The sequence below is a fragment of the Pseudomonas putida genome, assembly GCF_001941965.1.
GTDB lineage: Bacteria > Pseudomonadota > Gammaproteobacteria > Pseudomonadales > Pseudomonadaceae > Aquipseudomonas > Aquipseudomonas putida_L.
In genome coordinates, this window is the sequence record NZ_MKZO01000018.1 from 25897 (window position 1) to 41063 (window position 15167).

Below are 15167 nucleotides of genomic sequence, written 5' to 3' on the forward strand. Positions count from 1 at the left end.
AGATGGAATTCGCTTTCTATTTCGCATCCGGTGTCGCCGTGGTGTCCACCCTGCGGGTGATCACCAACACCAACCCGGTGCATGCCCTGCTCTACCTGATCATTTCCCTGATCTCCGTGGCGATGACCTTCTTCGCCCTCGGTGCGCCGTTCGCCGGCGCCCTGGAAGTGATCGCCTACGCCGGTGCCATCATGGTGCTGTTCGTCTTCGTGGTGATGATGCTCAACCTGGGGCCGGCCTCGGTCGCCCAGGAGCGCGGCTGGCTGACCCCGGGCATCTGGCTCGGCCCGGTCGTGCTGGCCGGCCTGCTGCTGGCCGAACTGCTCTACGTGCTGTTCAGCACCGAGAGCGGCGGCGCCATCGGTCATACCACGGTCGACGCCAAGGCGGTCGGCATCAGCCTGTTTGGTCCTTACCTGCTGGTAGTGGAACTGGCCTCCATGCTGCTGCTCGCCGCAGCGGTCACGGCCTTCCACCTCGGCCGCAACGAGGCGAAGGAGTAATCACATGTCTGCTATCCCTCTCGAACATGGCCTCGCGGTCGCCGGCCTGCTGTTCAGCCTCGGTCTGGTCGGCCTGATGGTCCGCCGCAACATTCTCTTCGTGCTCATGAGTCTGGAAATCATGATGAACGCCTCGGCACTGGCGTTCATCGTCGCGGGCGCCCGCTGGGGCCAGCCGGATGGACAGGTGATGTTCATCCTGGTGATCAGCCTGGCAGCCGCCGAGGCCAGTATCGGCCTGGCGATCCTGCTGCAGCTGTATCGCCGCTTCCACACTCTCGATATCGATGCAGCCAGTGAGATGCGCGGATGAACCTTCTCTTCCTGACTTTCGTATTCCCCCTGATCGGCTTCCTGCTGCTGTCGTTCTCCCGTGGTCGCTTCTCGGAGAACCTCTCGGCGCTGATCGGTGTCGGCTCGATCGGCCTGTCGGCGATCGTCGCCGCCTGGGTGATCTTCCAGTTCAACGTCGCGCCACCGGAAAACGGCGTGTACTCGCAACTGCTGTGGACGTGGATGTCGGTCGACGGCTTCGCCCCGACCTTCACCCTGCACCTGGACGGCCTGTCGGTGACCATGCTCGGCGTGGTGGTCGGCGTCGGCTTCCTGATCCACCTGTTCGCCTCCTGGTACATGCGTGGTGAAGCGGGCTACTCGCGCTTCTTCTCCTACACCAACCTGTTCATTGCCAGCATGCTGTTCCTGATCCTGGGCGACAACCTGCTGTTCATCTACTTCGGTTGGGAAGGCGTGGGCCTGTGCTCGTACCTGTTGATCGGTTTCTACTACAGCAACCGCAACAACGGTAACGCGGCACTGAAAGCCTTCATCGTCACCCGTATCGGCGACGTGTTCATGGCCATCGGCCTGTTCATCCTGTTCCAGCAGCTCGGCACCCTGAACATCCAGGAACTGCTGGTGCTGGCCCCGCAGAAGTTCCAGGCGGGCGACACCTGGATGGTCCTGGCGACCCTGATGCTGCTCGGTGGTGCGGTCGGTAAATCCGCCCAGCTGCCACTGCAGACCTGGCTGGCCGACGCGATGGCCGGCCCGACCCCGGTTTCGGCACTGATCCACGCCGCGACCATGGTCACCGCCGGTGTCTACCTGATCGCCCGTACCCACGGCCTGTTCACCCTCGCGCCAGAAGTGCTGCACCTGGTCGGCGTGGTCGGCGGTGTCACCCTGGTCCTGGCCGGTTTCGCCGCCCTGGTCCAGACCGACATCAAGCGTATCCTCGCCTACTCGACCATGAGCCAGATCGGCTACATGTTCCTGGCCCTGGGCGTTGGCGCCTGGGACGCGGCGATCTTCCACCTGATGACCCACGCCTTCTTCAAGGCCCTGCTGTTCCTTGCATCGGGTGCGGTGATCGTTGCCTGCCACCACGAGCAGAACATCTTCAAGATGGGCGGCCTGTGGAAGAAACTGCCACTGGCCTACGCCAGCTTCGTGGTCGGTGGTGCGGCCCTGGCGGCCCTGCCGCTGATCACCGTGGGCTTCTACTCCAAGGACGAGATCCTCTGGGAAGCCTTCGCCAGCGGCAACACCGGCCTGCTGTACGCCGGCCTGGTCGGTGCCTTCATGACCTCGCTGTACACCTTCCGCCTGATCTTCATTGCCTTCCACGGCGAAGCCAAGACCGAAGCCCATGCCGGCCACGGTATCTCCCACTGGCTGCCGCTGGGCGTGCTGATCGTCCTGTCGACCTTCGTCGGCGCCTGGATCCACCCGCCGCTGGCCGGCGTGCTGCCGGAAAGCGCGGGCCATGCCGGCGGCGAAGCCAAGCACAGCCTGGAAATCGCCTCGGGCGCCATCGCCATCGCCGGTATCCTGCTGTCGGCCCTGCTGTTCCTCGGCAAGCGTCGCTTCGTGACTGCCGTCGCCAACAGCGGCATCGGTCGCCTGCTCTCGGCCTGGTGGTTCGCCGCCTGGGGCTTCGACTGGATCTACGACAAGCTGTTCGTCAAACCTTACCTGCTGATCAGCCATATCCTGCGCAAGGACCCGGTGGACCGCACCATCGGCCTGATCCCGCGCATGGCCCGTGGCGGCCACGCCGCCATGAGCAAGACCGAAACCGGTCAGCTGCGCTGGTACACCGCTTCCATCGCCGTCGGTGCCGTGCTGGTACTCGGCGCCGTACTGATGGCTGCGGTCTGATATGAACCTTGCGACTTTGCGAAAGGAATTGAGCCCGTCATGATTTTGCCTTGGCTGATCCTGATCCCCTTCATCGGCGGCCTGCTGTGCTGGCTGGGTGAGCGCTTCGGCGCCACCCTGCCGCGCTACATTGCGCTGCTGACCATGTCCCTGCTCCTTGGTATCGGCCTCTGGCTGTGGGCCAACGGGGACTACACCCTCGCCCCTGCCCCGGGTGCCGAGCCGCAGTGGGCCTACGAGTTCAAGGTCCTGTGGATCGAGCGCTTCGGCATCAGCCTGCACCTGGCCCTCGACGGCCTGTCGCTGCTGATGATCCTGCTCACCGGCCTGCTCGGTGTGCTGTCGGTGCTGTGCTCGTGGAAAGAGATCCAGCGCCACGTCGGCTTCTTCCACCTCAACCTGATGTGGATCCTCGGCGGCGTGGTCGGCGTGTTCCTCGCCCTCGACCTGTTCCTGTTCTTCTTCTTCTGGGAAATGATGCTGGTGCCGATGTATTTCCTCATCGCGCTCTGGGGTCACAGCTCCTCCGACGGCAAGAAGACCCGGATCTACGCAGCGACCAAGTTCTTCATCTTCACCCAGGCCAGCGGCCTGATCATGCTGGTGGCGATCCTTGGCCTGGTGCTGGTCAACTTCAACAACACCGGCGTGATCACCTTCGACTACAGCCAGCTGTTGAAAGCCAACCTGCCGGCCGGTACCGAGTACCTGCTGATGCTGGGCTTCTTCATCGCCTTCGCGGTGAAGCTGCCGGTGGTGCCGTTCCACTCCTGGCTGCCTGACGCTCACGCCCAGGCACCGACCGCCGGTTCCGTCGACCTCGCCGGTATCCTGCTGAAGACCGCGGCCTACGGCCTGCTGCGTTTCGCCCTGCCGCTGTTCCCCAACGCTTCGGCGGAGTTCGCGCCGATCGCCATGACCCTGGGTCTGATCGGGATCTTCTACGGTGCCTTCCTGGCCTTCGCGCAGACCGATATCAAGCGCCTGATCGCGTTCTCCAGCGTGTCGCACATGGGCTTCGTGCTGATCGGCATCTACTCCGGCAGCCAGCAGGCCCTGCAAGGTGCGGTGATCCAGATGCTGGCCCACGGCCTCTCGGCTGCGGCGCTGTTCATCCTCAGTGGCCAGCTGTACGAACGCCTGCACACCCGTGACATGCGCCAGATGGGCGGCCTGTGGCACCGCATCGCCTACCTGCCGGCGATCAGCCTGTTCTTCGCCGCAGCATCCCTGGGCCTGCCGGGTACCGGCAACTTCGTCGGCGAATTCCTGATCCTGCTCGGCAGCTTCGTCAGTGCCCCATGGGTCACCGTCATCGCCACCTCTGGCCTGGTGTTCGGTTCGGTCTACTCGCTGATCATGATCCACCGCGCCTACTTCGGCCCGTCGAAGTCCGACGAGGTCCTGGCCGGCATGGACAACCGCGAACTGATCATGGTGCTGGGCCTTGCGGTCCTGCTGATCGTGCTGGGCGTCTACCCGCAGCCGTTCCTCGACACCTCTGCCGCCACCATGAGTGGTGTGCAGCAGTGGCTCGGCACCGCCTTCACTCAACTCGCTTCGGCCCGGTAAGAGCGCTATGGACCTGACGATTCAACACTTTATCGCGCTTGCGCCGCTGCTGATCACCACCATCACCGTTGTCGTGGTGATGCTGGCGATCGCCTGGCGCCGCAACCACTCGCAAACCTTCCTGCTGTCGACCGTGGGCCTGAACCTGGCCCTGCTGTCGATCCTGCCGGTCCTGAAAGTCATACCCCTGGCGGTCACCCCGCTGCTGACCATCGACAAGTTCGCCTGCCTGTACATGGCGCTGATCCTGGTCGCCACCCTGGCCTGCGTGACCCTGGCGCATGCCTACCTGGGTGATGGCGGCTCGGGCTACCCGGGCAACCGCGAAGAGCTGTACCTGCTGATCCTGATGGCCGCCCTCGGCGGTCTGGTGCTGGTCTGCGCGCAACACCTGGCCGGCCTGTTCATCGGTCTGGAGCTGCTCTCGGTACCGGTCTACGGCCTGGTGGCGTATGCGTTCTTCAACAAGCGCTCGCTGGAAGCCGGCATCAAGTACATGGTGCTGTCGGCCGCCGGCTCCGCCTTCCTGCTGTTCGGCATGGCCCTGCTCTACGCCGACGCCGGCAGCCTGGCGTTCGACGCCATCGGCAAGGCCCTGGCCGCCACCAGCATGCCTAGCCTGATGGCCCAGCTGGGCCTGGGCATGATGCTGGTCGGCCTGGCCTTCAAGCTGTCGCTGGTACCGTTCCACCTGTGGACCCCGGACGTGTACGAAGGTGCTCCGGCACCGGTCGCCGCCTTCCTGGCCACCGCCAGCAAGGTCGCGGTATTCGCCGTGGTGGTCCGCCTGTACATGCTCTCCCCTGCCGCCAGCAGCGGCGTGCTGACCACCGTGCTGTCGGTGATCGCCGTCGCCTCGATCCTGGTCGGCAACCTGCTGGCCCTGACCCAGAGCAACCTCAAGCGCCTGCTGGGTTACTCGTCGATCGCCCACTTCGGTTACCTGCTGATCGCCCTGGTGGCGAGCAAGGGTCTGGCCCTGGAAGCCATCGGCGTGTACCTGGTCACCTACGTGATCACCAGCCTTGGCGCCTTCGGCGTGATCACCCTGATGTCCTCGCCGTACAATGGCCGTGACGCGGACGCCCTGTACGAGTACCGCGGCCTGTTCTGGCGCCGTCCGTACCTGACCGCCGTACTGACCGTGATGATGCTGTCGCTGGCCGGTATCCCGCTGACCGCCGGCTTCATCGGCAAGTTCTACATCATCGCTACCGGCGTCGAGTCGCAGCTGTGGTGGCTGACCGGTGCCCTGGTCATCGGTAGCGCCATCGGCGTCTTCTACTACCTGCGCGTGATGGTCACCCTGTACCTGATCGAGCCGAACCTGCGTCGTCACGATGCACCGTTCAACTGGGAGCAACGTACCGGCGGCGTCATGCTGCTGGCCATTGCCATCCTGGCCTTCGTCCTCGGCGTCTACCCGCAGCCGCTGCTGGACCTGGTGCAACACGCCGGCCTGCAACTGGTCAGCTGATCCACCTGGCAAGAACAGACACCCCGCTTCGGCGGGGTGTTTTTTTTCCAGCGCCCTTGTCCCTGGACTTCATCACGCTCAGGACGTGCCACGCTCCTGCCCGGAAAGGTCATCCCGCGCCGGGCGCAACGCGGCACGTCGCAGATCACTGTCGGCACGCGGCAAGTAAACCTCCGGATTGGGCATGCCGCTGGGCGAGAGTTCGTGGGTCATTTCGAACTCGGCACGCACCGACCAGCCACAGGCCTCCGTGGTGCATTGCAGGTAAGCCACGCGCAGGAAGATATGCCGACCTTCGCTGGTACGTATGCGCATCCTGCTCTGGCAGTGCGGGCATACGAGCTTGTAAGTACTCACTGCAGACTCCTTGCCCGCGACGGCATCCGAACACGGAAGCAGCGCACAGTGCGACCATTACGATAATTCATTCCTATTCCAATCTCCTGTAAGCTCAAAACGCCCAAGCAGAAGAAATTTCCTATGCTACGAGCGGAAATTTCTGACATTTAATTTCCCCAAACGAGTAGTGCTCAATGTTGCAAAGAGAGAGAATGCGTTTTGCGTATTTTTTTGCCGAACATTATATCAGCACCCCACAGGATTACTCGTTATGAGTATTAATGGCTTCGCTGCGGTGCTGGCACGGATGAAGCTCGTTACCCAATCGGCCACCGACTCGGGGCTTTCCGCTGCACTGGGGGTCAGCCCGCAGACGGTCAGCAGCTGGAAGGGGCGCGACAGCATTCCCTATGCGATATGCGTAGAACTCGCCAACCGCCATGGCATTTCCCTCGACTGGCTGTTGGTCGGCGAAGGCCCACGTTTTCGCGTGCACAGCCACCAGGCCATGATCCCCAGCGCCGATCCGGACTGGGAAACCCAGGTGATCACCGAATTGCGCCTGCTCAGCCCCCAGGACCAACGCGCCATTGCCCTGGCCATCCAGGAAAAGCAGCGCCTGCGCGAGCTGGAACAGCAGTTCGAAGCCATCAGCAGCCGTTTGTCACAGCTCGACCAGCAGGACTCATGAGCCCCGCAGACGCTGGATGATGTCGCGCAGGTCGGCGCCGTCCAGCCAGATCATCACTTTGATCACGATCGGGATCACCACCACGGCACCGATGAACGCCGCCTCCCCGCCTGAAAGAAACGGGCCGATCGAGCGCATCAGCGGCGTAAACAGATAGCCCACCCCCGCCGACAGCAGCAGTGACCCCATGCGCTGCCAGGCCTTCAAAAAGCCCCGCGTACTCGCGACCAGCCAGGCGCCGAGCACCGCGCCGAAGACCATATCGCCCTCCACCGCCGGCAAGGATGCGGCGAGCCCCAGCCCTACGAACAGGCTGGACAGGCTCGAGCTCGTAGGATCACTCATGAGCAACGCACCTCCCTGGCAATTCGGCTTGATGACGGAGAATGCCGTAGCGCAAGGCCTTGATCACGGCGGCCACCCGGGAATGCACGGACAGCTTGCGCAGTACATTGCTGACATGGAAGTTCACCGTGGACTCCTTGCAGTCGAGAATCTGCGAAATTTCCCAGGATGTTTTCCCGCACGAGCACCAGTACAGCACCTCTTCTTCACGGCGGGTCAGGTTGGGCGGTGCCACGCCGGTAGGGGGCGGGCTAACAGCGGAAGCGGATGACATGCGCAATCTCCTGCACGAGGCCCGGGGCTCGCCCGGGTCGGTTAACGATGGGCGAACGATACGGAGCGGCCTTGCTGTAGGACCAGTCGCACAACTTGTAGCCGGCAAAGCTACAAGTCAGTGGAATCAAGTCGCTCAACCGCGGCAGAAGAAAGTGGTGATTTAACAGCCCTTTCGTTCGTCTGACTTCACATTGCCTGCCAGACCAAATCCGTTGGAGCTGTACGATGCCGTCACCGCTGTCCTTGCATTCTTCTCTGTGCCTGCTGGGCCTGACCCTGGCCGGCAGTGCCGCCGCGCAGACGCCCGAGAGCGTCGAACTGGGCCAGGTGGTGATCCAGGGCGAAGAGCGCAATGAACTGCAGGAGGCCAATGAGCGCCTGCGCCAGGTACCCGGTGCCACCAACCTGGTGGACATGAACCGGGTCGGGCAAGGTCGGGTCGCCAGCAACCAGGACGTCCTCGCCTACCAGCCCGGGGTGTTCGCCCAGTCCGCCGGCAACGACGGCATTCGTCTGTCGATTCGCGGTTCCGGGATCAACCGCGCACCCGGGGCCCACGGCTCGGGGACCTACGTGATGTTCGACGGCCTGCCCCTGACCGGCCCCGGCGGCACGCCCTACGAGCTGTTCGAGCCGCTGTGGCTGAGCCGCGCCGAAGTCCTGCGCGGGGCCAACGGTTTCGATCGCGGCGCTCTGGCCCTCGGTGGCGCCATCGACTATGTGACCCACACCGGTTACGACGCCGCGCCCCTGCAACTGCGCTACGAAGCGGGCAGCCGTGGCTACCAGAAGCGTCATATCAGTTCCGGCCAGGTACTCGGCGACCTCGACTACTATGTCGCCCTCACCGATACCGAGTATGACGGTTACCAGGAGCACAGCAGCGGCAGCGGCAAGGGTGTCGCGGCCAATGTCGGCTACCGCTTCAATCCAAACCTGGAGACACGCTTCTACCTGCGCTACCGGGAAACCGAAAACGACCTGGCCGGGCGCCTGACCAAGGAACAGATCAAGCACCATCCACGGGACGCCAACCCGGCCTACCTGAGCCGCAACGACAGCCGTCCACAGCCCGGCGCCACCTGGCTGGCGAACAAGACCACCTTCTACCTCGACGACGATTCGCAACTGGTGGCGGGCCTGGTCTATCACGACTTTCCGATGGACCTGCGCGAAGGTCCGATGCGTCTGAAGGTGGCCTACACCGATGTCAGCGGTACCCTTGATTATCAGAGACGGCATACGCTGTTCGGTCATGAGAGCAAGACCACGATCGGCTGGCGGACGACCAAGCACCTGCCCAATAGTGGTGCCTCGCAGTATTCGCGGGTAAACGATATCGTCGGCGCCAAGACCCGGGACTTTTCCTACCAGGGTTCGGACACCGTCCTGCACGTCGGCAATGAACTGGAGCTGATTCCCGATCTCTGGCTGACCAGCGGCCTGGCGGCGATCTATACCCGGCGGGAAAGCGATGTGACCTACAGCAACGTTACCGCGGGTCCAGGCGGCAAGGTCAGCATGCATGACTGGGACTACGCCCCGCGTCTCGGCTTGCGCTACGACCTGAATCCGAGCCTGCAGTTGTACGGCAACCTCAGCCGCTCGGTGGAGCCGCCGCACCCGTGGTCGCTGATCTGGAGCGCGCCAACCCAGTACCAGCCCATCGAGCTGAAAAACCAGACCGCCACCACGCTCGAACTGGGTGCCCGGGGTGACGCGGAGCTGGGACGCTGGGATTTGGCCTGGTACTACTCCGCCGTGCGCAACGAACTGCTGATGGTGGAAATCCAGGCGCCGGTGCGCAGCGAAAGCAACGCCAGCCCGACCATCCACCAAGGCATCGAAGCCAGCCTCGACAGCACCCTCTGGCAGCGCGGCGATATCGGTCGCCTGTCGCTGCGCCAGGCCTACACCTTCAACGACTTCCACTACCGCGACGACAAGGTCTTCGGCGACAACCGCCTGCCGGGCATCCCTATGCATTACTACCAGGGCGAACTGCGCTTCGACCTGCCCAGCGGTTTCTACGCCGGGCTCAACACCACCCTGGCGTCCAGGGTCCAGGTCGATTACGCCAACAGCCGTGACGCCGATGCCTACGCCATCCTCGGCGCCACCTTCGGCTACAACGCGCCGAAGCAGGACTGGCAGACCTGGCTCGACCTGCGCAACCTGACCAACAAGCGCTACGCCGCCATCGTCGTCCCGGGCTACAACGACAACGGCGCGGATGTGGCGCGCTCGGTGCCGGGCGAAGGCTTCGGCGTGTACGCAGGCGTCTCGTACAGCTTGCGCTAGGCCTCCAGGCAAACTCTTTGGGGAAGGTCAGGCGAACCACGGGATTGTCCACCATACTGGCTGGGTCGCGCTGACCGGCCAGGCCCGGTGGCGGTGGCGTTAACGGGGCACCGCCCCCTTCCCAGGAGAAACGACGATGGCCACATTCGAGCCGGGGCAGCTGCATATCGAGCGTCATGCGCTGACCCCTAAGGACGTCAGCTACAACCTGAAGATCAGCTACGAGGTCACCCAGGACCCGAAACAGGGCAAGGGCATGCATTTCCGCATGCATGGCAGCATCCAGGACCAGAACATGGATGAATCCTTCTGGCTACCCAAGGAAGAAGCCTACAACTTTGCCCGCAACGTGACGCAGATTGCCGAAAAGTACGGGATACCCAAGGAACTCAGCAGCATCGGTTCGCAGCACAAGCACTACGACCTGATGTTCGAGGACATTCGCCAGAAGCTCAACATGCAGTCCGGCGACGCCGTGGATATCAAGCACTTCGAATGACGGGGCCGGCCCTCAAGGCGGCAACTGCACCTGGGGCCGGGTGCTGGTGAAAATCCCCCAGCTGGACACGAACAACGCGGCGATCAACGGCCCGATGACGAAGCCGTTGAGCCCGAACACCGCCAGCCCGCCGAGGGTCGAGACCAGGATCAGGTAGTCCGGCAGGCGCGTGTCCTTGCCCACCAGCAGCGGGCGCAGCAGGTTGTCCACCAGGCCGATCACGCAGACGCCGAACACCGTCAGCACCACGCCCTGCCAGAGCGCCCCGCTGAACAGGAAGTACACCGCCACCGGTCCCCAGACGATCCCCGCTCCCACGGCCGGCAGCAGCGAGAGAAACGCCATCAGCACGCCCCACAGCAGCGGGCTCGGCACATCCAGCACCCAGAAGATCAGTCCACCGAGGGCGCCCTGGGCGATAGCCACCAGCAGGTTGCCTTTCACCGTGGCCCGCACTACCCGGTTGAACTTCAGTTGCAGGCGGCGCTTCTGCTGCTCGGCCAGCGGTATTGCCTGGCGGATGCGTCGGACCAGCTCGGGGCCGTCACGCAGGAAGAAGAACAGCAGGTAAAGCATCACGCCCAGGCCAACCAGGAGCTCGAAGGTGCTCTGGCCAAAACTGTAGGCCTGGCTGGCGAAAAACTGGCTGCCCTCCACTGCGCCCTTGGTGACCTTGTCGCGCAGGCCTTCCAGGTCGCCGATACCGAGGCGTTCCAGGCCATGCTGGACGATCGGCGGCAGGACATCCTTGAAGCGCTCGATGTAGCCGGCGATATCCAGATCGCCGCTTTCGATGCGCTTGTAGATCATCCCGCCTTCCTGGACCAGCAGGCCACTGACCACGATCACCGGCAGGACCACGATCACCAGACAGGTCAGCAGGGTCACCCCGGCGGCCAGGCCGCGGCGCTGGTTGAAGCGCAGCAGCAGGCGGCGCTGCATGGGCGCGAACAGCACGCCGAGGATGACGGCCCAGAACACCGCGCCGTAGTACGGCAGGAGGATCCAGCCAAAGGCCACCGTGACCAGGACCAGCAACCCGATGAGGGTTCGTTTTTGCAATACGGTTTCGCTCATGTCGGCCCTTGCGTCGTTGAGTTACCGCCATCCCCCGTAGGAGCGTGGCTTGCCCGCGAAGGACCGCGCAGCGGTCCCAAAATCCCACTGAGCACACCATTTTGGGACCGCTGCGCGGTCCTTCGCGGGCAAGCCACGCTCCTACAGCGAGACGGCGTTGAACATTAGTGCTTTGCGCCACACAGAAAGTGCCGTTGCTCCAGATCAATAAATCGCAACCGCCCCTGCCGTAGCATCCCCGCCTTTTGCCCCCAGTGCCCCCGACCATGACCAAACCCGAACTGCTCGCCCCCGCCGGCACCCTGAAAAACATGCGCTACGCCTTCGCCTATGGTGCCGACGCGGTCTACGCCGGCCAGCCGCGCTACAGCCTGCGGGTGCGCAACAACGAGTTCGACCACGCCAACCTCGCCCTCGGCATCAAGGAAGCCCAGGCCCAGGGCAAGCAGTTCTACGTGGTGGTCAACATCGCCCCGCACAACGCCAAGCTGAAGACCTTCCTCAAGGACCTGGAGCCAGTGATCGCCATGGCCCCGGATGCGCTGATCATGTCCGACCCGGGACTGATCATGCTGGTACGCGAGCACTTCCCGCAGATGCCGATCCATCTCTCGGTGCAGGCCAACACGGTGAACTGGGCCAGCGTGAAGTTCTGGAAGAGCCTGGGCCTGACCCGGGTGATCCTGTCCCGCGAGCTGTCCCTGGAAGAGATCGACGAGATCCGCCAGCAGGTGCCGGAAATGGAACTGGAAGTCTTCGTCCATGGCGCGCTGTGCATGGCCTATTCCGGGCGTTGCCTGCTGTCCGGCTACCTCAACCGCCGCGATGCCAACCAGGGCAGTTGCACCAATGCCTGCCGCTGGAAATACACCGCCAGCGAAGCCACCGAAAACGAGACCGGCGATATCGTCCGCCAGTTCGAGCCGGAACCGACCCTGGGCCTCGGCGCACCGACCGAGCAGGTGTTCCTCCTTCAGGAAAGCAACCGCCCGGACGAAGACATGCCGGCCTTCGAGGACGAGCACGGCACCTACATCATGAACGCCAAGGACCTGCGCGCCGTGCAGCACGTCGAGCGCCTGACCCGCATGGGCGTGCATTCGCTGAAGATCGAGGGGCGGACCAAATCGCATTTCTACTGCGCCCGGACCACCCAGGTGTACCGCCAGGCCATCGACGACGCGGTGGCCGGCCGCGAATTCGACCGCTCGCTGATGCTCGACCTGGAATCCCTGGCCCAGCGCGGCTACACCGAGGGCTTCCTGCGCCGGCATGTGCATGACGAGTACCAGAACTACCAGCGCGGCAACTCGGTGTCGGACCGCCAGCAGTTCGTTGGCGAGCTGACCGGCGAACGGGTCGACGGGCTGGCGCAAGTCCAGGTGAAGAACCGCTTTGCCCTGGGCGATCACCTGGAACTGATGACCCCGGGCGGCAACTTCCATTTCGACCTGGCCGAACTGCGCGACCGCCAGGGCAACCCGTTGCAGGTCGCGCCGGGCGACGGCCATGTGGTCTACCTGCCGGTACCCGAGCAGGCAGACCTGGCCTACGGCCTGCTGATGCGCGACGTCACCGGCTGACCGCCGCCTCGACCGGCAACGGCTCGCTGATCACCTGGGAGCGGTACTGCGGGTCGGCCTTGATCTGCGCCTCGGTGAACGGCGTCGGCTGCCAGTGCTTGGCCGAGAAGGCGCGGGTCTGGTCGCTGCCATGGGGTGACGCCGCCTCGCTGGACTGGGAGAACACCAGCAGGCCTTCGGCTTTCGGGCCCTTGTCGTCGAAGGTCACCAGTTGCAGGTAGCTGGTGCCGCTGACCACCCGGCGCTTGCCCGGCGCCCCGTCGACACTCTGGATCGCGTTGTACACGCCCAGGTTGGCCGGCCCGCCATGGATCGGCGTACCGTCGGCGGCCTGCTGGATCTGCCCCCATTGCGTCGCAGGATCGGCTCCGGCCACCCGGGCCGCCGACGCCAGCGCCGCCTCGCGCAGCATCTGCGCCACCGCGGCCCGCTCCCAGGCCAGGCCACGTGGGGTGTGCTGCGGGTCGGCCGGGTTGAAGGCGACCCGCCAGAACCCGCCCTTCTCCTGCAAGACCTGCATGATGATCTGGAAATGCACCAGGCCCAGGCCGCTGTCGAGGTTGGCCCGGCCATCCCATTTGCCCAGGGCGGCGCACACGCCTTTCAGGCTCGGGTCATCACCCACACCGGAGCACCACTTGAGCAGGTCCGGTAACAACACCTCGGCCAGGTAGACCTGGTCGTCCATCACCATGCGCTTCAAATCGTCGGCGCCCAGCTTGCCCGGTCGCTCCAGGCGGCTCAGGGCGAAACGCGCGCGGGGGCCGAGGGGAATGCCGTCGCGGCTGATCAGCGGCGAGAAACCGGTCAGCGGCTGCGCCGGGTTGACCAGCCAGGCCGTGTCGTTGGCGTGCTGGACGAAATCCCCGCGGCTCAGGTGCGGCTGCATCTCTGCCGGGAAAATCCCCGGCTGCGCAGCGCGGGCATCGACCTTCCAGTCGCAGGCGCTGCGCGAGCCATCGAGCACGATCATTTCCAGGCCGGCCTTTGGATCGCTGCAACGTCCCAGCAGGTCGGCATCGACATAGGGCACCACGGACTGGTTCAGGTACAGCGCCTGGCCGCCGGCATCAGTGGCCAGGGTGTTGACCCAGGGAATGCCTTGCAACCGCTGCACCGAGGCCTGCAGCTCAGACAGGCTGCCAGCCTGGTTGAGCGCATGCCATTGCTGCAATACCCGGGTGTTGCCGAGGTTGGCGTCCTGCACGCTGAAGGCGACGCTCGAGGTCCAGTCCAGGCGCCGCGGCCACTGCACCACCGGGCCAAAGCGCGTGCTGAACAGCTCGCGGCCAACCTCCCGCAGTTGCCCATCCTCGCCCTTGACCGTGACCTTCAACTGCTGGCGGTCCATCGGTACCGACTGGCCGTCGATCAGATACCGGGTCGGGTCCTTGGGGTCCAGTTGCAAACGATGCAGGGTGAAATGCTTCGAGGCATCCACGGTGTGGGTCCAGGCCAGGTGGCGATTGAAACCGATATTCACCAGCGGCAGGCCTGGCAGCGCCGCGCCCATCACATCGAGCTGGCCAGGGATGGTCAGGTGCATCTGGTAGAAGCGCATGCCGCCGCTCCAGGGGAAATGCGGGTTGGCCAGGAGCATGCCGCGCCCTGTCGCCGAACGCTCGCTGCCCAGGGCGACGGCGTTGCTGCCGCGCTCCAGGGCGAAACGCTGCTGGTTTTCCAGGGCAATGCGGAAGTCGTTCGGATCCAGTTGCGCGAGCGCATTCGGCGGCGTTGCCCCCGCCAGCGCCTCGGCGAACTGGCCAACGCCACCTTCAACCAGCAGGCGTCGGGTCAGCTTGAGCAGGTCGAAGGCCGTGATCGGCCGCAGCCATCCGGCCTGCTGGCACTCGGCGGGCAGGCCTTGTTGCCGACGTTCGGCCAGGGCGCGGTTGAAGCCTTGGGCATAGCCTTCCAGCAATGCCTGGATCGGTGCCGGCTGCGCCTGCCAGAAGGCGGACACCGCCTGCGGGGTGTTCAACCAGCTGAAGAACAGGTCGCTGGCGAGGTTCTTGCGCTGTTCCAGGGTGCGCTGCTCCGGACCGAACCAGCGTGAACGCTGGCCATTGACCGTGACCACCTCATTGGCCAGCAGGCACAGGTTGTCCTGGCCGTAGGCATAACCGATGCCGTAGCCGAGGCCGCGGTCATCACGGGCGAGGATATGCGGGACACCGAAGGTGGTACGGCGGATTTCTGCAGACACCTGCGCGGGATTGTCCCGGGCCTGGGCGCAAAGACCGAGGCCGGCAAGCAGCACGGCCAGGCAAAGCCTGGAGGGGGAAGCAATGGCGATCACGGGAACTCCTGCCGGATCAGGGATATCGAGGACATCCTGATA

14 protein-coding genes are annotated in these 15167 nt (G+C 64.3%); 9 read left to right on the top strand and 5 right to left on the bottom strand.

The genetic code is table 11. The features are described 5' to 3' along the window. Nucleotides 1-2 precede the first annotated feature (2 nt). From nuoJ to nuoN, 5 genes are read left to right on the top strand one after another with little or no spacing between them, the layout of a single operon-like run. Complete coding sequence (gene nuoJ / locus PSEMO_RS11675; protein ID WP_075803228.1) at nt 3-503, top strand: NADH-quinone oxidoreductase subunit J; 501 nt, start codon at nt 3-5, stop codon at nt 501-503. Between the two features lie 4 nt (nt 504-507). Next, entirely contained in the window at nt 508-816 is a 309-nt protein-coding gene (nuoK, locus tag PSEMO_RS11680; RefSeq protein ID WP_075803229.1) for an NADH-quinone oxidoreductase subunit NuoK, read from the top strand. Continuing rightward, complete coding sequence (gene nuoL, locus PSEMO_RS11685; RefSeq protein WP_075803230.1) at nt 813-2666, top strand: NADH-quinone oxidoreductase subunit L; 1854 nt, start codon at nt 813-815, stop codon at nt 2664-2666. The genes nuoK and nuoL overlap by 4 nt, the downstream gene beginning before the upstream one ends. A gap of 39 nt (nt 2667-2705) precedes the next feature. Beyond that, nucleotides 2706-4238 (top strand): NADH-quinone oxidoreductase subunit M, encoded by a 1533-nt coding sequence (gene nuoM / locus PSEMO_RS11690; protein WP_075803231.1) that lies wholly within the window; start codon nt 2706-2708, stop codon nt 4236-4238. Nucleotides 4239-4245: 7 nt separating this feature from the next. After that, entirely contained in the window at nt 4246-5715 is a 1470-nt protein-coding gene (nuoN, locus tag PSEMO_RS11695) for an NADH-quinone oxidoreductase subunit NuoN (RefSeq protein WP_075803232.1), read from the top strand. 78 nt (nt 5716-5793) lie between these two features. Here nuoN and PSEMO_RS11700 read toward each other — a convergent pair whose 3' ends face one another. Continuing rightward, nucleotides 5794-6072 (bottom strand): ogr/Delta-like zinc finger family protein, encoded by a 279-nt coding sequence (locus PSEMO_RS11700; protein ID WP_075803233.1) that lies wholly within the window; start codon nt 6070-6072, stop codon nt 5794-5796. Between the two features lie 253 nt (nt 6073-6325). Between PSEMO_RS11700 and PSEMO_RS11705 the strand changes: the two genes are divergently transcribed. Then, complete coding sequence (locus PSEMO_RS11705; protein WP_075803234.1) at nt 6326-6745, top strand: helix-turn-helix domain-containing protein; 420 nt, start codon at nt 6326-6328, stop codon at nt 6743-6745. Here the strand turns inward: PSEMO_RS11705 and PSEMO_RS11710 are convergent. Both PSEMO_RS11710 and PSEMO_RS11715 read right to left on the bottom strand, forming a co-directional pair. Beyond that, a complete protein-coding gene (locus PSEMO_RS11710; protein WP_075803235.1) occupies nt 6740-7090 on the bottom strand; it encodes a putative holin in 351 nt (116 codons plus the stop codon). The two genes, PSEMO_RS11705 and PSEMO_RS11710, sit on opposite strands and share 6 nt — an antisense overlap. Then, nucleotides 7083-7364 (bottom strand): helix-turn-helix domain-containing protein, encoded by a 282-nt coding sequence (locus PSEMO_RS11715; protein ID WP_075803236.1) that lies wholly within the window; start codon nt 7362-7364, stop codon nt 7083-7085. Before PSEMO_RS11715 ends, PSEMO_RS11710 begins: the two co-directional genes overlap by 8 nt. Nucleotides 7365-7591: 227 nt before the next feature. Here PSEMO_RS11715 and PSEMO_RS11720 point away from each other — a divergent pair, with 227 nt between their 5' ends. Both PSEMO_RS11720 and PSEMO_RS11725 read left to right on the top strand, forming a co-directional pair. Beyond that, the gene (locus PSEMO_RS11720; protein ID WP_144443567.1) at nt 7592-9667 is read left to right on the top strand and encodes a TonB-dependent receptor family protein; all 2076 of its coding nucleotides are present in this window, start codon (nt 7592-7594) and stop codon (nt 9665-9667) included. 136 nt (nt 9668-9803) lie between these two features. Then, complete coding sequence (locus PSEMO_RS11725; protein WP_075803237.1) at nt 9804-10166, top strand: DUF5064 family protein; 363 nt, start codon at nt 9804-9806, stop codon at nt 10164-10166. A gap of 12 nt (nt 10167-10178) precedes the next feature. On the opposite strand, the gene PSEMO_RS11730 is transcribed toward PSEMO_RS11725, so the two are convergent. Beyond that, nucleotides 10179-11243, bottom strand: coding sequence for an AI-2E family transporter (locus PSEMO_RS11730; RefSeq protein ID WP_075803238.1), 1065 nt, complete (start codon nt 11241-11243; stop codon nt 10179-10181). Nucleotides 11244-11509: 266 nt separating this feature from the next. Between PSEMO_RS11730 and trhP the strand changes: the two genes are divergently transcribed. Next, entirely contained in the window at nt 11510-12826 is a 1317-nt protein-coding gene (trhP, locus tag PSEMO_RS11735; RefSeq protein ID WP_075803239.1) for a prephenate-dependent tRNA uridine(34) hydroxylase TrhP, read from the top strand. Here the strand turns inward: trhP and pvdQ are convergent. Beyond that, nucleotides 12816-15125 (bottom strand): bifunctional acylase PvdQ, encoded by a 2310-nt coding sequence (gene pvdQ, locus PSEMO_RS11740; protein WP_075803240.1) that lies wholly within the window; start codon nt 15123-15125, stop codon nt 12816-12818. The two genes, trhP and pvdQ, sit on opposite strands and share 11 nt — an antisense overlap. Between the last annotated feature and the right edge of the window lie 42 nt (nt 15126-15167).